General features: G+C 66.0%; 15 protein-coding genes. 14 read left to right on the plus strand and 1 reads right to left on the minus strand.

All coding sequences use genetic code 11. The features are described from left to right. Positions 1–63 precede the first annotated feature (63 nt). Together ACYCVF_RS01875 and ACYCVF_RS01880 are read left to right on the plus strand one after the other, a co-directional pair. Positions 64–417, plus strand: a complete 354-nt coding sequence (locus ACYCVF_RS01875; RefSeq protein ID WP_459596854.1) for a YciI family protein — start codon at positions 64–66, stop codon at positions 415–417. Between the two features lie 126 nt (positions 418–543). Then, positions 544–1,776: an RNA polymerase sigma factor gene (locus ACYCVF_RS01880; RefSeq protein ID WP_459596855.1), complete on the plus strand. Its 1,233-nt coding sequence runs from the start codon at positions 544–546 to the stop codon at positions 1,774–1,776. Positions 1,777–1,923: 147 nt separating this feature from the next. On the opposite strand, the gene ACYCVF_RS01885 is transcribed toward ACYCVF_RS01880, so the two are convergent. Next, positions 1,924–2,787 carry an N-acetylmuramoyl-L-alanine amidase gene (locus ACYCVF_RS01885; protein ID WP_459596856.1) on the minus strand — a complete coding sequence of 288 codons (864 nt, stop codon included), beginning with the start codon at positions 2,785–2,787 and terminating at the stop codon, positions 1,924–1,926. A 441-nt stretch (positions 2,788–3,228) separates the two neighbouring features. On the opposite strand from ACYCVF_RS01885, the gene rsmH reads away from it, so the two are divergent. The 12 genes from rsmH (at position 3,229) to murC (ending at position 17,581) form a co-directional block, all read left to right on the plus strand. Continuing rightward, positions 3,229–4,218 carry a 16S rRNA (cytosine(1402)-N(4))-methyltransferase RsmH gene (rsmH, locus tag ACYCVF_RS01890; RefSeq protein ID WP_459596857.1) on the plus strand — a complete coding sequence of 330 codons (990 nt, stop codon included), beginning with the start codon at positions 3,229–3,231 and terminating at the stop codon, positions 4,216–4,218. A 2-nt stretch (positions 4,219–4,220) separates the two neighbouring features. After that, positions 4,221–4,613: a cell division protein FtsL gene (gene ftsL / locus ACYCVF_RS01895; protein ID WP_459596858.1), complete on the plus strand. Its 393-nt coding sequence runs from the start codon at positions 4,221–4,223 to the stop codon at positions 4,611–4,613. Next, the gene (locus ACYCVF_RS01900) at positions 4,610–6,352 is read left to right on the plus strand and encodes a peptidoglycan D,D-transpeptidase FtsI family protein (RefSeq protein WP_459596859.1); all 1,743 of its coding nucleotides are present in this window, start codon (positions 4,610–4,612) and stop codon (positions 6,350–6,352) included. Before ftsL ends, ACYCVF_RS01900 begins: the two co-directional genes overlap by 4 nt. Before the next feature lie 77 nt (positions 6,353–6,429). Continuing rightward, positions 6,430–7,887 carry a UDP-N-acetylmuramoyl-L-alanyl-D-glutamate--2,6-diaminopimelate ligase gene (locus tag ACYCVF_RS01905; protein WP_459596860.1) on the plus strand — a complete coding sequence of 486 codons (1,458 nt, stop codon included), beginning with the start codon at positions 6,430–6,432 and terminating at the stop codon, positions 7,885–7,887. Beyond that, positions 7,884–9,266 carry a UDP-N-acetylmuramoyl-tripeptide--D-alanyl-D-alanine ligase gene (locus ACYCVF_RS01910; RefSeq protein ID WP_459596861.1) on the plus strand — a complete coding sequence of 461 codons (1,383 nt, stop codon included), beginning with the start codon at positions 7,884–7,886 and terminating at the stop codon, positions 9,264–9,266. Before ACYCVF_RS01905 ends, ACYCVF_RS01910 begins: the two co-directional genes overlap by 4 nt. A gap of 180 nt (positions 9,267–9,446) precedes the next feature. Continuing rightward, positions 9,447–10,550 carry a phospho-N-acetylmuramoyl-pentapeptide-transferase gene (gene mraY, locus ACYCVF_RS01915; protein WP_131869726.1) on the plus strand — a complete coding sequence of 368 codons (1,104 nt, stop codon included), beginning with the start codon at positions 9,447–9,449 and terminating at the stop codon, positions 10,548–10,550. A 112-nt stretch (positions 10,551–10,662) separates the two neighbouring features. Next, positions 10,663–12,063: a UDP-N-acetylmuramoyl-L-alanine--D-glutamate ligase gene (gene murD, locus ACYCVF_RS01920; RefSeq protein ID WP_459596862.1), complete on the plus strand. Its 1,401-nt coding sequence runs from the start codon at positions 10,663–10,665 to the stop codon at positions 12,061–12,063. Positions 12,064–12,065: 2 nt separating this feature from the next. Next, entirely contained in the window at positions 12,066–12,470 is a 405-nt protein-coding gene (locus ACYCVF_RS01925) for a hypothetical protein (protein WP_459596863.1), read from the plus strand. Between the two features lie 206 nt (positions 12,471–12,676). Next, positions 12,677–13,828 (plus strand): putative lipid II flippase FtsW, encoded by a 1,152-nt coding sequence (gene ftsW, locus ACYCVF_RS01930; protein ID WP_459596864.1) that lies wholly within the window; start codon positions 12,677–12,679, stop codon positions 13,826–13,828. A gap of 111 nt (positions 13,829–13,939) precedes the next feature. After that, positions 13,940–15,040: an undecaprenyldiphospho-muramoylpentapeptide beta-N-acetylglucosaminyltransferase gene (gene murG, locus ACYCVF_RS01935; RefSeq protein WP_459596865.1), complete on the plus strand. Its 1,101-nt coding sequence runs from the start codon at positions 13,940–13,942 to the stop codon at positions 15,038–15,040. A gap of 89 nt (positions 15,041–15,129) precedes the next feature. Beyond that, the gene (locus ACYCVF_RS01940) at positions 15,130–15,960 is read left to right on the plus strand and encodes a class I SAM-dependent methyltransferase (protein ID WP_459596866.1); all 831 of its coding nucleotides are present in this window, start codon (positions 15,130–15,132) and stop codon (positions 15,958–15,960) included. Between the two features lie 217 nt (positions 15,961–16,177). Further along, entirely contained in the window at positions 16,178–17,581 is a 1,404-nt protein-coding gene (murC, locus tag ACYCVF_RS01945; RefSeq protein ID WP_459596867.1) for a UDP-N-acetylmuramate--L-alanine ligase, read from the plus strand. Positions 17,582–17,694 lie beyond the last annotated feature (113 nt).

Genomic DNA, 17,694 nt, shown 5'->3' on the forward strand with positions numbered 1-17,694 from the left:
CGTTTGGTGTGCGCCCCGTTCGACTGGATGTCGGCAATACGGCCGAGCAACAGGAGTGAAGCAATGCAATATCTGCTGATGATCTATCAGAACGAGGTCGAGTACGCGAAGAACGACGCGGCGACGAGCCAGAAGATGCTGGCCGAATACCAGGCCTTCACGCAATCCATCATCCAGAGCGGCAACTTCAAGGCCGGCGACCGCCTGCAGCCGACCACGACCGCGACGACCGTGCGCGTGCGCGAGGGCAAGACGCTGACGACCGATGGCCCGTTCGCGGAAACGCGCGAACAGCTCGGCGGCTACTATCTCATCGAAGCAAAGGATCTGAATGCGGCCATCGAGATCGCGGCCCGGATTCCCAGCGCACGCATCGGCTCGATCGAGGTGCGGCCGATCTGGGTGTATGAGAAGTGAGGAGTCTTGTGCTCGTCATGCCGGGCTCGCGAAGCGAGAACGCGGAATCTCGCTCCACAAGTTCGGTTACGGGTTCGCGACTGCGTCGCGCCCCGGAATGACGGTGAACTCGACTGATCGCGTGACATGACCCGCAGCGAGATCGACAAAATCTTCCGCGACGAGGCGGGGCGGGCGCTGGCTACGCTGATCCGTCTCGTCGGTGATTTCGATCTCGCCGAGGATGCGCTCCAGGATGCTTTTGCCGTCGCGCTGGAGCGCTGGGCCGCGGATGAGGTCCCAGAGAATCCGCGCGCCTGGCTGGTCAATGTCGCCAAGCACAAGGCGATCGACCGGATTCGCCGCCAGGCCGTCTTCCGCGGCAAGCAGCAGGCGCTGGTGCATGAGCTCGAGCTGAACGCGCAAGCCGTCGACGAGCCGTCGGCAACGCTCGACGACGACATGCTGCGGCTGATCTTCACCTGTTGCCATCCCGCGTTCGCGCCCGAGGTCCAGGTCGCGCTGACGCTCCGCACCGTCTGCGGGCTCTCGACCGCGCAGGTCGCGCGCGCGTTTCTCGTGGGCGAGGAGGCAATGGCACAGCGGCTCGTCCGCGCCAAGCAGAAGATCAGGCTCGCGGGCATCCCCTATGAGGTCCCCGAGCGCGACGCGCTGGCGCCGCGGCTCGATGGCGTGCTCGCCGTGATCTATCTCGTCTTCACTGAAGGCTATGTTGCGACCGAGGGCGCAGACCTGATGCGGCCGGATCTTGCGGCCGAGGCCATTCGGCTCGGTCGCCTGCTCGATCGCCTGATGCCCGATCGCGCCGGCATCAAGGGCCTGCTGGCCCTCATGCTGCTGCACGACGCCCGCCGCCCCGGGCGCGAGACCCCGGACGGCGACATCGTGCTGCTCGAAGAGCAGGACCGCTCCCTGTGGGACCGCGCGCAGATCGATGAGGGCCTGCGTCTGGTCGACGACGCGCTGCACGTGCCCGCCCGGCCGCAACCCTATGCAGTGCAGGCCGCGATCGCCGCATTGCATGCGCGCGCTCCCAGCTTCGAGGAGACCGACTGGCCGCAGATCGCCGGGCTCTACGAGGTGCTGCTGCGCATCAACCCGTCGCCGGTGATCGAACTGAACCACGCTGCGGCGGTGTCTATGGTCGACGGGCCGGCCCGTGCGCTCGATCTCGTCGATGCGATCACCGCGCGCGGCGGGCTTCGCGGCTATGAGCTGTTGCCGGCAGTGCGCGCGGATTTGTTGCGGAGGCTCGGCAGGACGGAGGAGGCGCGCGATGCCTATCGTGCGGCGACGGAGGCGACGCAGCTCGAGCCGTTGCGCAGGCTCTATGCGCGAAGGATGAGGGAGATGGAGTAATGCTCTCGTGCCCCGGACGCAGCGCCTCTATGGCGGTGCGCTGCAGAGCCGGGTCCCGTCTCGTCGCAACGGGCTGCATCGCCGATTGGTTCCCGGCTCGCGCTTCGCGCATCCGGGACACGAGCGTGAACTGCGTGGACTACGCCGTCACTTCGACGCCAGCGTCGTCCCTTCCGCCGGCAGGCTCGCCAGCAGCGCCTGCAATGTCGACAGCGTCGAATGGTCCGCGACGCCGTCGAGCCGCGCCGGGCGGAAATGGCGCTGGAAGGCGGTGACGACTTCCATCGTCGCGGCGTCGTATTTGCCGGTCAGCGGCACGCCGTAGCCGTACCTTGCGAGCGCCTGCTGCATGCTCAGCACGGAGTCGCTGATTGTGCCGAGCATCAGAGTCTCGCCGTGCACGATCGGGGCGGGCGTGACCCAGTGGCCGACGCCGGAATTGGCCAGCGAATGCCACGGAAACTTCTCACCGGGATCCTTCTTGCGCGCGGGCGCGACGTCGGAATGGCCGAGCACCCGGTGGGCCGGCACCTTGCGGCGGAGCATGATGCCGCGGCACAGCGCGATCACGGCCGCGATCTGGCGCAGCGGGAATTCCGGATAGCCCCAATCATGGCCGCGATTGATGATCTCAATGCCGATCGAGCAGGAGTTGATGTCGTCCTCTCCGGCCCAGGAGGAGACGCCCGCGTGCCAGGCGCGCTTGGCCTCGGGCACGCATTGCACGATACGGCCGTCCTCCAGCACGACATAATGCGCCGACACTTCGGTGCCGGCCGTGCACAGCCGTGCCAGCGCGCCTTCGACGTCGGGCATGCCGGTGTAGTGCAGCACGATCATGTCCGGCTGCCGTCCCTTGTTGCGCTCGCCGTGATTGGGCGAGGGGATGATGTCCGAGACGATCGAGGAATCGGGCTCGAACGTCCGCAGGCTCGCCACGGACTTGGGAACCGGGATAACACGTTGACGCTTCGAGTCGGATCCAGACGGTGTGGACGAACCGGAGGGCATGAGCAGCTCAAACGAATGGAGAGTAGGGCAAGCCCTTCTCTTTACTATTCCTTTACCGTCCACCGTGCGCAATCGCGCGGCGCGGTTAACGGATGCATTTCGGCGATGTGTGTGGATGAGGCATCACCCCACTCGTCACCTTTACGACTTGTATCGAGTCGAGCAACGCTTTCTTAACGCTAAGGGCCGTTACTGAGGGATGAAGAGCCGACCCGCGTCCGGAGGCGGCCAAAGCGTATTTTGGCTCGAAATCCCATGGCTGCCCGACAAATTCCACTGGGAACACTGGGCTTGTGGCCCGGGACGAATGGGCTCGGTAACCATGATGGACGAGGGCTTTGTCGTGGAACCGCCGCGACGCGGAATGATTCGAGGCGCTATGGGCTCGTTCGACCCCGATCTCGCTTGGATGTCGGGCTGGTCGGTCGGCAGGCGTCGCGCATGAACTCGGTTCCGCACATCCCCGTTCTCGGCCGGGAGGCCATCGCGCATCTCGCCCCGCGCGAAGGCGGCGTCTATGTCGACGCCACTTTTGGTGCCGGCGGCTATAGCCGCGCGATCCTGGAGGTGCCGGGAACCCAACTCATCGCCATCGACCGCGACCGCACCGCGATTGCCGGCGGCGCCGAACTGGTCGAACGCTCCGAGGGCCGGCTCACGCTGGTCGAGGACCGCTTCTCCAACCTCGCCGAGGTCTGCGCGGCGCAAGTCATCGACGCCGTCGACGGCGTCGTGATGGATGTCGGCGTGTCCTCGATGCAGCTCGATCAGGCCGGCCGTGGTTTCTCCTTCCGTCTCGACGGTCCGCTCGACATGCGAATGGGGCAGGCGGGCCCGACCGCGGCCGACGTGGTCGCGCGTGCGTCGGAAGGCGATCTCGCCGACATCATCTATCTGTTCGGCGAGGAGCGACATTCGCGACGCATCGCCCGCGCCATCGTCGCGGACCGCAAGGATACGCCGTTCACGACCACGCGCTCGCTCGCCGATCTCGTCGGCAGGGTCGTGCGCTCGAAACCCGGCGACATTCACCCGGCGACGCGGACGTTCCAGGCGCTGCGCATCTTCGTCAACGAGGAGCTCGACGAGCTCCAGGCCGCACTCGCGGCGGCCGAGCGCGTGCTCAAGCCCGGCGGCCGCCTCGTCGTCGTCTCGTTCCATTCGCTGGAAGACCGTATCGTCAAGACTTTTCTCGCCGAGCGCGCCAGGACCAGCGGCGGCTCGCGGCACCTGCCGGAAACGGCGCACGCCGCTCCGAGCTTTCAGCTTCTGACGCGGCGGCCGGTGGTCGCCGGCGAGGAAGAGGTCGCCAACAATCCGCGCGCGCGATCCGCAAAGCTGCGCGCTGCCGAGCGCACCGCTGCGCCGGTGCATCAAGGCGACGCGCCGGCGTCCTGGCCGAAGCTCTCCGACGTGATGAGGGGTGGCTAGGCATGCGTTTCATCCATCTCCTCGTCATCGGTGCGCTCATCTTCGCGGCGGCCCATGTCTACCGGATCAAGATGGACTCCACCGCGCGCACCGAGAAGGTGCTGCGGCTGCGTGCGGAGATCCGCGAGCAGCGCGACGCGATCGCCTCGCTACGGGCCGAATGGGCCAAGCTCGATGCGCCCTTGCGTCTGCAAGGACTGTCCGACCGGCATCTGTCGTTGAAGCCGGTCAACGGAACGCAATATGACTCGCTGAAGAATCTGCCGGAGCGTCCGCCGCGGATGTTCAGGCCGGGCGAGCCCGATCCCATCGGCGCAATGCTCAACGCCATCGAAGCCGCGAGCGATCCCGATACCGTAACGGGCTCCGTGCCTCAGCCCGAGGACAAGCAATGAGCACTGCGACTCCGGCCAAACCAACGGAACCATGGCGGCAGCGGTTGATCCGCAGCCTGCTCTACGGGCGCAACGTCGATCGCGCCGCGAAGGCGCGCGCGCGCGTTGGCCTTGCGATGCTCGCCTTCGGAGCGGTCTACGCCCTGATCGGCGGCCGACTCGTGATGTTCGCGATCGGCGCCGATGCCCACAGTGCGCGGCGGGCGGCCTCGCAGGAGGTGGTGGCGACCGCACGGCCCGACATCGTCGACCGCAACGGCGCGATCCTTGCGACCGACGTCAAGGCGGCGAGCCTGTTCAGCGAGCCGCGCCGCATCATCGACAAGGACGAGGCGATCGAGCTCCTGACCGCGACCATTCCCGACCTCGACGAGGCCGAGGTGCGCGAGCGGCTGAAGTCACGCAAGGGCTTCGCCTGGCTCAAGCGCGAGGTCACGCCGGCGCAGCAGCAGGCCATCCACAAGCTCGGCCTTCCCGGCATCGGCTTCCTGCGCGAGAACAAGCGCGTCTATCCGACCGGCAACGAGGTCGCCCACATCATCGGTCTCGTCAACATCGACAACCAGGGCATCGCCGGACTGGAGAAGTGGCTAGACAACCAGGGGCTCGCCGATCTCCACCGCGCCGGCTTTGCAACCGATCGTTTGCAGAAACCGATCGAGCTCTCGATCGATCTTCGCGTCGAGCACGCGCTGCGCGACGAGCTCTTGAAGGCCAAGGACAAGTTCCACGCCAAGGCCGCTTCCGGCATCGTTTCCAACGTCAAGACGGGCGAGATCGTGGCGATGGTCTCGCTGCCGGATTTCGATCCGAACAATCCGAAGGAAGCGCACGATCCCGATCGCATCAACCGCCTGACCACCGGCGTCTACGAGATGGGTTCGACCTTCAAGGCGTTCACGCTGGCGATGGCGCTCGATTCCGGCAAGATCAACCTGAACTCGTCGTGGGATGCGCGCGGAAACCTGCACTACGGCAAGTTCACCATCCATGACAGCCATCCGCTCGGGCGCTTCATCAACACCAAGGAAGTGTTCACCTACTCGTCCAACATCGGCGCGGCGCGCATCGCGCTCAGCCAGGGCGTCGAGGGGCACAAGGCGTTCCTTGCCAAGATGGGCCAGTTGACGCGGCTGCGCACCGAATTGCCGGAGAGCGCGGCGCCGTTGCTACCTCGCCGCTGGGGAGAGCTGAACACGGTGACCATCGCGTTCGGCCAGGGCATGTCGGTGGCGCCGCTCCAGGCAGTGATGGGCATCAACGCGCTGGTGAACGGCGGCTATCTGATTCCGCCGACATTCATGAAGCGCAGCGAATCCGACGCCATGGCGATGGCCAAGCGCGTCATCAAGCCGGAGACCAGCGACAAGATGCGGTTCCTGATGCGGCTCAATGCCGAAATCGGGACCGCCAAGACCGCGGACGTCAAGGGCTACTACGTCGGCGGCAAGACCGGCACGTCCGAAAAGGTCGTCAACGGCCGTTACGCCAAGAAGCGCGTGCTCAACTCGTTCACGGCCATCATGCCCTGCGACGATCCGAAATATCAGATCCTGATCATGCTGGACGAGCCTCAGGCGATCCCTGAAACCAAGGGCTTCATCACCTCCGGCTGGAACGCGGTGCCGACCGGCGGCAAGGTGATCGAGCGGATCGCGCCGCTCCTTGGCGTCGAGCCGCGGTTCGACCTGCCGCCGTCCGAGCGCCTTATTCTTGCAGCATCCAGGACAACCCAGTAATCAACCGGGTAGGCCGTCGCCGGTGCTGAGTCGGGATTTTCCTGGGATTCGGCTTTCGGCATGTCGACTGGAAGACCATGAAGCTGCGTGACCTCCTGGGCAACGATGCCGCGATCGAACCCGCTGCCGCGGCGCTCGACGTGAGCGGCATCGCGCTCGACAGCCGCGCGGTCAAGCCGGGCGACCTGTTCTTCGCAATCGCGGGCAGCAAGACCGATGGTGCGCGCTTCATCGACGCGGCGATTGCGGCTGGCGCAGTCGCCGTGGTCGGCGACCACGCGCCGGCTGCCTGCAAGGTGCCGTTCATCGCCGTTGCCAATCCGCGCCGCGTGCTTGCTCTCGCCGCCGCAAAAGTCTTTCCCGCGCAGCCCGCCACGATCGCCGCCGTGACCGGAACCAGCGGCAAGACCTCGGTTGCCGCCTTCACTCGTCAGATCTGGGAGCGGCTGGGGCATGCCTCCGCCAGCATCGGCACCATCGGTCTGGTCTCGCCCAAGCGCACCGTCTACGGTTCGCTGACGACGCCCGATCCGATCGCGCTGCACCGGCAGATCGACGAGATCGCGCGCGAGGGCGTCACGCATCTCGCCTTCGAGGCCTCGTCGCACGGGCTCGACCAGTATCGCCTCGACGGCGTGCGCGTCTCCGCGGGCGGCTTCACCAATCTCTCGCGCGACCACATGGATTACCATCCGACCGTTGCGCATTATCTCGCGGCGAAGCTCCGCCTGCTCCGCGAGCTGGTTCCGCCGGGTGGCGCCGCAGCGATCTCGGCCGATCATGATTGCTCGACCGAGGTGATCGAGGCGGCAAAGTCGCGCGGCCTGCGCGTCATGGCGTTGGGTCGCAGCGGCGATGGAGCAGGCGAGGGCATCCGCCTCACGGAAGCCGCCGTCGACGGTTTCTCGCAAAAGCTCACGCTCGAACATCGCGGCAGGCGCTTCGCCGTCCGGCTGCCGCTGGTCGGCGAATTCCAGATCGAGAACGCGCTGGTGTCGGCCGGCCTTGCCATCGGCACCGGCAGCGATGCGGCAGATGTGTTCGCAACTCTCGAACATCTCGAAGGCGCCAAGGGCCGGCTCGAGCGTGTCGGCGAGCGCAACGGCGCGCCGATCTTCGTCGACTATGCGCACAAGCCCGATGCGCTCGCGAAGGCGCTCCAGGCGCTGAGGCCCTATGCGAAGCGCAGGCTGGTCGTCGTGTTCGGCGCCGGCGGCGACCGCGATGCCGGCAAGCGTCCGATCATGGGCGAGATCGCGGCCGAGAATGCCGACGACATCATCGTCACCGACGACAATCCGCGCAGCGAGAAGCCGGATGCCATCCGCGCCGCGATCCTCACCACCGCAAAGGGCGCCCGCGAAATCGGCGACCGCGCCGCCGCGATCCGCGCTGCGATCGAGGACTTGCAGGAGGGGGACGCGCTGCTCATCGCCGGCAAGGGCCATGAAACCGGCCAGATCGTCGGCAGCGAGGTACTGCCCTTCAGTGATCACGAGGCGGTTGCCGCCGCACTAGCGTCGAGGGTTGCATGAGCGCGCCAATATGGACGGTTGCCGAGGTCGCGCGTGCGCTTGGTGTTGCTGGATCATTCCCGGACACGCCAATCGACTTCGTCACCCAGGACAGCCGCCTGGTGAAGCCGGGCAGCCTGTTCGTTGCGCTGAGCGGCACGCCGAGCGGCGGCTTCGTCTCGGCCTTCGCCAGTGCGCGGGACGGCTGGGAGTTCGCGGATAAGGCGGAAGCCTCCGGCGCGGTCGCGATGATCGTGCCGCACGAGATCGCCGGCATCCGCATTCCGCAGATCGTCGTGAAGGACACGCTGATCGACGGCCTCTGGGGCCTCGCACGCGCCGCCCGCGCCCGCTTCAACGGACCGGTGATCGGGCTCACCGGCAGCGCGGGCAAGACCAGCACGAAGGAATTTCTCGCCGCCTATCCGAACGCCTATGCAAGCCCGTCGAGCTTCAACAATTTCTGGGGCGTGCCGCTGACGCTGTGCAATGCCAAGCGAGATGCGAGCCTCTGGGTCGTCGAGATGGGCATGAACCAGCAAGGCGAGATCGCGCGGCTCAGCGAGCTGACCCGGCCGACGGTCGCCCTCGTCGTCAACGTCCAGCCGGTGCATCTGGAAAAGCTCGGCTCGCTCGAAGCCATCCGGCGCGAGAAAGTGTCGATCGCGCTCGGTCTGCCCGAGGACGGCGTGCTGGTGCTTCCCTCCGGGATCAAGGCGCCCGAGTGGAGGGGCAAGGTCGTGCGCTTCGGGGGCGAGCATGCCGAGGTGCACGAGGTCGCGCACGCGCCCCACGGCGAGAGCTGGCAGGTCGTGGCTGCGATCGGGAAGAAGGAGATCGCCTTCAGCCTCACCCCTGGCGCACCGCACCGGGTGCACAACGCGCTGGCCGCGCTGGCCGCCATCCATGCTGCGCATCTCGACGTCGCGACGCTGGCGATCAAGCTCGACCGCGTCGGCATCATGACCGGCCGCGGCGTCGAGCAGGCGGTCGGCGGTGTCACCGTGATCGACGACAGCTTCAACGGCAATCCGGCCAGCGTCGCGGCTGCGCTGCAGAGCCTGCAGGCGCGCCACGTGAGCGACGGCCGCCGCATCGCGGTTCTCGGCGACATGCTCGAGCTGGGCGAGGACGCACCGAACTATCATACCGGCCTTGCCAAATATCTCGAAGGCATCGACGGCGTCTACTGCGTCGGTCCTCTGATGCGTCACCTCTATGACGTGCTGCCATCAGGCAAGGGCCTCGGCTGGCACGATGATCCCACCACGTTGGAGCCGAGCGAGGTTGCGGGCCTGCTGAAGGCAGGGGATGTCGTGGTTGTCAAGGGCAGCAAAAAGATGTTCTGGGTCAACAAGTTTGTGCCGGGGCTGGTGGCCGCCTTGCAGGCGAAGGCGTAAACTGCTTGGAAGGCGCTGTTCCCGAATCCCACCCTTTGTGGCGCGAAGCCGTCCGTTTTCCCAGAGGTCGCGCGACCCATGACGAAAACCAGCGAATGCCCGTGAGGCACGTTGAGGCCAAGATAAAGGCCAGGAACAAGGCCAAGGCTGCGTGTGCAAAGGCGCCATAGGACCGTCTGAATGTTTTACTGGTTGATCGAGCTTTCCAACACATTTCCGGGCTTCGGTGCCGTTCGCACCTTCTTCAACGTCTTCCGCTACATCACCTTCCGCACCGGCGGCGCAGTCGTGACCGGCGCGCTGTTCGTGTTCCTGTTCGGGCCCTGGATCATCGACCATCTGCGCATCCGTCAGGGTAAGGGACAGCCGATCCGCTTGGACGGTCCGCAATCGCATCTCGCCAAGAAGGGCACGCCCACCATGGGCGGGCTGATGATCCTGTCCGGCCTCACCGTCGGCACGGTGCTGTGGGCCAATCCGCTCAACCCCTATGTCTGGATCGTGCTGGCGGTGACGCTCGGCTTCGGCTTCGTCGGTTTCTATGACGATTACCTCAAGGTGACCAAGCAGACCACGACCGGGTTCGGCAGCAAGCTTCGCCTGCTGATCGAGGCGGTCATCGCGCTGGTCGCCTGCTACGCGCTGGTGCGGCTGAACCGCGATCCCGCCTCGACCGCGCTGACGATCCCATTCCTCAAGGACACCGTGCTGCATTTCGGCTGGTTCTTCGTCATCTTCGGCGCCTTCGTCATCGTCGGCTCCGGCAACGCGGTGAATCTCACCGACGGCCTCGACGGCCTCGCCATCGTGCCTGTGATGATCGCGACCGCGAGCTTTGCGATGATCGCCTATCTCGCCGGCAACGCGGTGTTCGCCGAGTATCTCCAGATCAAATATGTCGCGGGCACAGGCGAACTGGCCGTGCTCTGCGGCGCGCTGCTGGGGGCCGGCCTCGGCTTCCTCTGGTTCAACGCGCCGCCGGCTTCGATCTTCATGGGTGACACCGGCTCGCTCGCGCTCGGCGGCATGCTCGGTGCGATCGCGGTCGCGGTGAAGCACGAGATCGTGCTGGCCGTGATCGGCGGCCTGTTCGTGCTGGAGGCGGTCTCCGTCATCGTGCAGGTGGTGTCGTTCAAGCTCACGGGCAAGCGCATCTTCCGGATGGCGCCGATCCATCATCATTTCGAGCAGCTCGGCTGGACCGAGCCGCAGATCGTGATCCGCTTCTGGATCATCTCGGTGATGCTGGCGCTCGCCGGTCTGTCGACGCTGAAGCTGCGGTGATTGCGGTGATGGCTCAGGATCGTCATTCCGGACGACGCGAAGCGGCGATCCGGAATATCGAGATTCCGGGTTCGACGCTGACGCGTCGCCCCGGAATGACAGAGGTGTGGTCATGATCCCCGTCACGTCTTTTGCCGGCAAGACGGTCGCTGTGTTCGGCCTCGGCGGCTCGGGGCTCGCGTCCTGCCTCGCGCTGAAGGCTGGCGGCGCCGAAGTGATCGCCGCCGACGACAATGCCGAGAACGTCGCCAAGGCCGTGCAGGCCGGTTTCATCAGCGCGGATCTGCGCAACGTTTCCTGGGCGAATTTCGCCGCGCTCGTGCTCGCGCCGGGCGTGCCGCTCACTCATCCCGTGCCGCACTGGAGCGTGCTGAAGGCGCGCGAGGCCGGTGTCGAGGTGATCGGCGACATCGAGCTGTTCTGCCGCGAGCGGCGGCGGCATGCGCCGGACGCACCGTTCGTCGCCATCACCGGCACCAACGGCAAGTCGACCACGACGGCACTGATCGCGCATCTGACCAAGGTCGCCGGCTACGACACCCAGATGGGCGGCAATATCGGCACCGCGATCCTGTCGCTGGAGCCGCCGCGCATGGGCCGCGTCCACGTCATCGAGATGTCGTCCTACCAGATCGACCTCACGCCTTCGCTCGACCCTTCCGTCGGCATCCTGCTCAATGTCAGCGAGGACCATATCGACCGTCATGGTACGATCGAGCACTACGCCGCGGTGAAGGAGCGCCTCGTCGCCGGCGTGCAGGCGGGCGGCACATCGATCGTCGGTGTTGACGACGGCTATTGCCGCGATGTCGCCGACAGGCTCGACCGCGCCGGCAAGAACGTCGTGCGCATCTCTGTCAAGAATCCGCTCGCCTCCGGCATTTATTTCGAGCATGGCAATATCGTGAGCGCCTCGGGCGGCGCCCGTAGCGAGATCGCCGCGCTCGGCGGCATCGGCTCGCTGCGGGGCCTGCACAACGCCCAGAACGCGGCTTGCGCCGCCGCTGCCGCGCTCGCGATGGGCATCGGCCAGGACGTGCTGCAGAATGGCCTGCGCAGCTTTCCCGGCCTTGCGCACCGCATGGAGCAGGTCGGCCGCTGCGGCAATGTCCTGTTCGTCAACGACTCCAAGGGCACCAATGCGGACGCCACCGCCCACGCGCTGTCGTCCTTTTCGGATATCTTCTGGATCGCCGGCGGCAAGCCCAAGGCGGGGGGCATCACCGGCCTGACCGGCTACTTCCCGCGCATCCGCAAGGCCTATCTGATCGGCGAGGCCGCGCAGGAGTTTTCGGGCACGTTGGGCACGCAGGTTGCGCACGAGATCAGCCAGACGCTCGATGTCGCGGTCGAGCACGCCGCGCGCGATGCGGAGGCCTCGGGTCTCACTGATGCCGTCGTGCTGCTGTCCCCCGCCTGTGCCTCCTTCGACCAGTACCGCAACTTCGAGATCCGTGGCACCAGGTTCCGCGAGCTGGTGCAGGCGCTGCCGGGTGTGAAGCCGGTGGTGTGAGGATGTCGCGGCGACGCTGGATCGGGCTGATCGCCGCCGGGCTAGCTGTTCCGGTCGCTGCGGGTTTCGTCTTCGTTGTTGTCGTCGACAATCTCATGAGTGCCTTCGGTGCGTGCGGCGTCGTTCGCCAGCGCGCATTCGCCTCGCCTAGCGGCAGAAAGCTGGTTGTCGTGGTCTGGAAATCATGCGGTGCGACGGTGCCCGACAGCACGCAAGCCAGCATCATCGCGCGCGGCCGGACGTTCTCGCCCGAGAACACGCCGATCTTTCTCAGCGTGCGCGGGCACCTTGATGTTGTCGTCGCGTGGAGCAGTGAGCGCGCGGTGAGGATCGGGTTCATTCCCGGTCCAGACCAGGTCTACAAGCGCGATCAGCGCGCAGGAGATGTCGCAATCAACTACGAATAGGGCTCTCGTGTCCTGGACGCGGGGCGGCACGAAGTGACGCTCGGCAGAGCCGGGGTCCAGAAAGCCGCTGGGCTCCGGTTCAGCAGCGCACCACGCCGCGCTGCGTCCGGGGCACGGAACTCTCCACAACTTCATCCATTCCCTTAACCCCCCGGTAACCAACCTCGGCGACCAATGGACCGACCTCCGTCCGAAAGCGGCCGCCCATGCTCTCCCGTGAAGAACGCACCCCCTTTTCCGAGTGGTGGTGGACCGTCGACAAGCCGCTGATGGGCGCCATCCTGGCCTTGATGCTGACTGGCGTGATCCTGTCGCTGGCGGCGAGCCCACCGGTTGCAACCCGTATCGGCCTTGATTCCTTTCATTTCTTCAGCCGCCACGTGCTGTTCCTGGTGCCATCCTGCATCGTGCTGCTCGGGGTCTCGTTCCTGTCGCCGCGCGCGATCCGCCGCTCCGCCCTGATCATCTTCGCGGTGAGCATCATCCTGATCGTGCTCACGCTCGCCATCGGCCCGGAGGTGAAGGGCTCGCGGCGCTGGATCACGCTGCTCGGCGTCAACATCCAGGCCTCCGAGATCGCAAAACCGTCGTTCGTCGTGATCGCGGCATGGCTGTTCGCGGAATCGACGAGGCGACCGGAGATGCCGGCGACGTCGATCGCAGTGGTGCTGCTGTTGATGCTGGTGGCGCTGCTGGTGATGGAACCCGACTTCGGCCAGACCATGCTGGTCCTGATGGTGTGGGGCTCGCTCTTCTTCATCGCAGGCATGCGCATGATTTGGGTGCTGGGTCTCGCAGGTCTCGGCGCCGCCGGCCTGTTCAGCGCCTATCTGTTCGTCCCGCACGTCGCCGGCCGCATCAGGCGCTTCATGAATCCGGCCTCGGGCGACACCTTCCAGGTCGATACCGCCATGGAGGCCTTCTACAATGGCGGTTGGTTCGGGCTCGGACCGGGCGAGGGCATCGCCAAGCGTAGCCTCCCGGACAGCCATACCGACTTCGTGTTCGCGGTTGCGGCCGAGGAGTTCGGCATCATCCTGTGCCTTGCGATGCTGGCGCTGTTCGCCTTCGTCGTCATCCGCACGTTGTCGCGCGCCTATGCCAATGAGGACATGTTCTCGCGCTTCGCGGCCTCCGGACTTGCGATCCTGTTCGGCGTGCAGGCGGCGATCAACATGTCGGTCAACCTCCAGCTCATTCCCGCCAAGGGCATGACGCTACCCTTCATCTCCTATGGCGGCTCCTCCATCGTCTCGCTGGCCTATGGTGTCGGCATGATGCTGGCGCTGACGCGGCTGCGCCCGCGCACCGAAGTAGAAGCGAGCGGCCACGCCGAGGCGATGCGCAGCTACGCGTAGGTCTTCGTCATTGCGAGCGCAGCGAAGCAATCCAGAATCCCTCCGCGGGCACAGTCTGGATTGCTTCGCTGCGCTCGCAATGACGGGGCAGACACTGTAAAACTCGCCGCCATGGACACGTCCCCCTTGATTCTTCTCGCCGCGGGCGGCACCGGCGGCCATCTGTTTCCGGCCGAGGCGCTCGGCGTCGAGCTGATCCGGCGCGGCTTTCGCGTCCGCCTCGTCACCGACGAGCGCGCGCTGCGCTACAGCGGGCTGTTCAGCAAGGACATGATCGACGTCGTGGCAAGCGAGACCGCGCGCGGCCGCAATCCGCTCCAGCTCGCCTATGCCGGCCTGACGCTCGCGGCGGGCACGCTCTCCGCTTATCGTCTGATCAGGCGGTTGAAGCCCGTCGCCGTCGTCGGCTTCGGCGGCTATCCGACGCTGCCGCCGCTGGTCGCGGCGAAATTCGCCGGCGTGCCGAGCATCATCCACGACGCCAACGCCGTGCTCGGCCGCGCCAACCGGTTCCTGTCGAGCCGCGTCCGCGCCATCGCGACGTCCTTGCCCGGCGTGCTCGATCGCGATCCGGCGCTGGCGGCCAAGACCACGACCGTCGGCACGCCGATGCGGCCGGCGGTCCTCGCCGCCGCTGCGGTGAAATATAGTCCCCCCGAGGTGAACGGTCCGCTGCGCCTTCTCGTCGTGGGCGGCAGCCAGGGCGCACGCATCATGGCCGATATCGTGCCGGGCGCCATCGAGCGGCTCGAGCCTGCGTTATGGAGCCGCCTCGTCCTCACGCAGCAGGTGCGCGAAGAGGACATGAGCCGCGTGCGCGCGGTCTACGACAAGCTCAAGATCAAGGTGGAGCTCGCGCCGTTCTTCACGGATTTGCCGGCGCGGCTCGCCTCCAACCATCTGGTGGTGTCGCGCTCCGGCGCGGGCACCGTCGCCGAGCTCGCGGCGATCGGCCGGCCCTCCATCCTGGTGCCGCTGCCCGGTTCGATCGACCAGGACCAGTTCGCCAATGCCGGCGTGCTGGTCAAGGTCGACGGCGCGATCCGCATCCCGCAGACCGAGTTCACCTCCGACCGTCTCGCCGCTGAAATCTCCGCCTTCGCGGCCGAGCCCGCGCGCCTCACTCGGATGGCCGAGGCCGCACGCGGCGCCGGCCGGCTCGACGCGGCCGAAAGGCTCGCGGACCTCGTGGTGAAGACCGCCGGAATTTAGCGTCCGCGCCGTTCAAGCTTGCACATGGGTCGCTCGGCACGATGTCGCACGCGCGGCGCGTTCAAGCGCAATTGGCGGAGGATTTGTTGGTGGCGGGCCTGCTGATTCACTCCCTCGCGGAGTTCTCCGATCTGGTCCTCGAGGCACTCAGGCTCGCCGATGCGCGCGAGATCGTCGAGATCGGCTCGGAATATGGCGGCATGTCGCCTTTCCTTGCCGAGCATTGTCGTGGGCGCGCCGGACACCTCACCGCCATAGATCCCGCGCCGAAGCACGAATTCACGGCGTGGCTGAAGCTCAACCCGGACGTTCGCCATCTCGCAAAAACGAGCCTGGAGGCGTTCGCCGATGTTGCGGAGGCCGACGCCTGGGTCGTCGATGGCGATCACAATTGGTACACGGTCTACAACGAGCTCGGCCACATCGATGCGATCAGCCGCCGCGCCGGCAAGCCGCTTCTGGTCTTTGTGCACGACATCGGCTGGCCGTGTGGTCGGCGCGATTTCTACTATGCGCCCGAGCGAATTCCACCCGAGTATCGCCATGCCTACAGCTTTGACGCCGGTGCGGTTCCGGGTCAGGCAGCCCTCGTCGAGGGGCGTGGCTTCCGCGGCATGGGCCAGTTTGCGTTTGCCGAGGTCTCCGGCGGCGCACGCAATGGCGTGATGACGGCGGTCGACGACTTTCTGGCCGACGCGCTCAGGGGCGGCCGCGAACTCGGCTTCGCCGAGATCCCGGCCGTATTCGGGCTCGGCGTGATCTTCGATCTGGACGCGCCCTGGAGCGCGCCGCTCGCCGATCTCCTGTTGCCCTATCATCAGAACAAGCTCATTGGCGCGCTCGAGGCCAATCGCCTGCGCAACTATCTTCGCGTGCTCGATCTCCACGATGAGGCGGCCGCGCGAACCGGCTCCGTCTGACGTCAGTGGCGACATGGTCCCCGTGATCTGAACGCGGGCCTCGCGGTCAGCGAAACGGGCCAAAATGGGGCATTCAACCGGAAATTACCTCGTTTGGAGGCCGTGCCGGGCTTGTCCCGATCGGTCCGGTCTTGCATGAAGTGGAGGAGATTCGCCGGTTGCCGGCCACGACAGGCGGAATGCCGCGGCCGCAGCCGGAATAGACAGAGATATAGCCATGAGATTGCCGCGCGAGATCGGACCCATCCACTTCGTCGGGATCGGCGGGATCGGCATGAGCGGCATCGCCGAGGTGCTGGTCAATCTCGGCTATGCCGTGCAGGGTTCGGATGCCTCCGACAATTACAACCTCGACCGTCTGCGCAAGAAGGGCGCGAAGGTTTCGGTCGGCCACAAGGCCGAGAATGTCGACGGTGCCGAGGTCGTGGTCGTGTCCTCCGCGATCAAGCGCGACAATCCGGAATTGATGGCGGCGCGCGAGAGGCGCATTCCCGTGGTGCGCCGCGCCGAGATGCTGGCCGAGCTGATGCGGCTGAAGAGCTGCGTTGCCATTGCCGGTACCCACGGCAAGACCACGACGACCACGATGGTCGCAACGCTGCTCGATGCCGGCGGGCTCGATCCCACCGTGATCAATGGCGGCATCATCAATGCCTACGGCTCCAATGCGCGGCTAGGGGCCGGCGACTGGATGGTGGTGGAGGCCGATGAGAGCGACGGCACCTTCCTGAAGCTGCCGACGGATGTCGCGATCGTCACCAATGTCGATCCCGAGCATCTCGATCACTTCAAGACATTCGAGGCGGTGCAGGACGCTTTCCGCCATTTCGTCGAAAACCTGCCGTTCTACGGCTTTGCCGTGATGTGCATCGATCATCCCGTGGTGCAGAGCCTCGTCGGGAAGATCGAGGACCGCCGCATCATCACCTACGGCGAGAATCCGCAGGCCGATGCGCGCCTGGTCGATCTTACCGCGGGCGGCGGCGGCTCGAAGTTCAAGGTCGTGATCCGCGACCGCAAGACTGCCGCCCTGCACGAGATCGCGGACCTCGCGCTGCCAATGCCGGGCCGGCACAACGCCTCGAATGCGACGGCGGCGATTGCGGTCGCTCACGCACTCGGTGTGTCCGACGACAAGATCCGCAGTGCCATCGCAGGCTTCGGTGGCGTCAAGCGCCGCTTCACCAAGACCGGCGAATGGAATGGCGTCGCCGTCATCGACGATTACGGCCATCACCCCGTGGAGATCGCGGCGGTGCTGAAAGCCGCGCGCGATTCCTACACCGGCAAGGTGATCGCCGTGGTGCAGCCGCACCGCTACACCCGCCTGCAGTCGCTGTTCGAGGAATTCTGCACCTGCTTCAACGACGCCGATGCGGTGATCGTCGCCGATGTCTATGCCGCAGGCGAGACGCCGATCGAGGGCATCGATCGCGATCATTTCGTGGAAGGCTTGCGCGCGCACGGTCACCGCGAGGTGATTCCGCTGCCGAACGCCGGCGAACTCGCAAAGATCGTCCAGGGCATCGCCAAAAGCGGCGATCTCGTCGTGTGTCTCGGCGCCGGCAACATCACGCAATGGGCGTATGCCTTGCCGGGCGAATTGAAGGCGTTGGGGTGATCATGCTGAGGGACTTGCGGGCAGTCGCACGGCAAGCTGCGCTCCCTCCCCCCTTGTGGGGGAGGGCGGGGGAGAGGGGTAGCCACAAACTCCGACCTCGCTTGGGGCTACCC

It is taken from the genome of Bradyrhizobium cedriense (assembly GCF_054602315.1).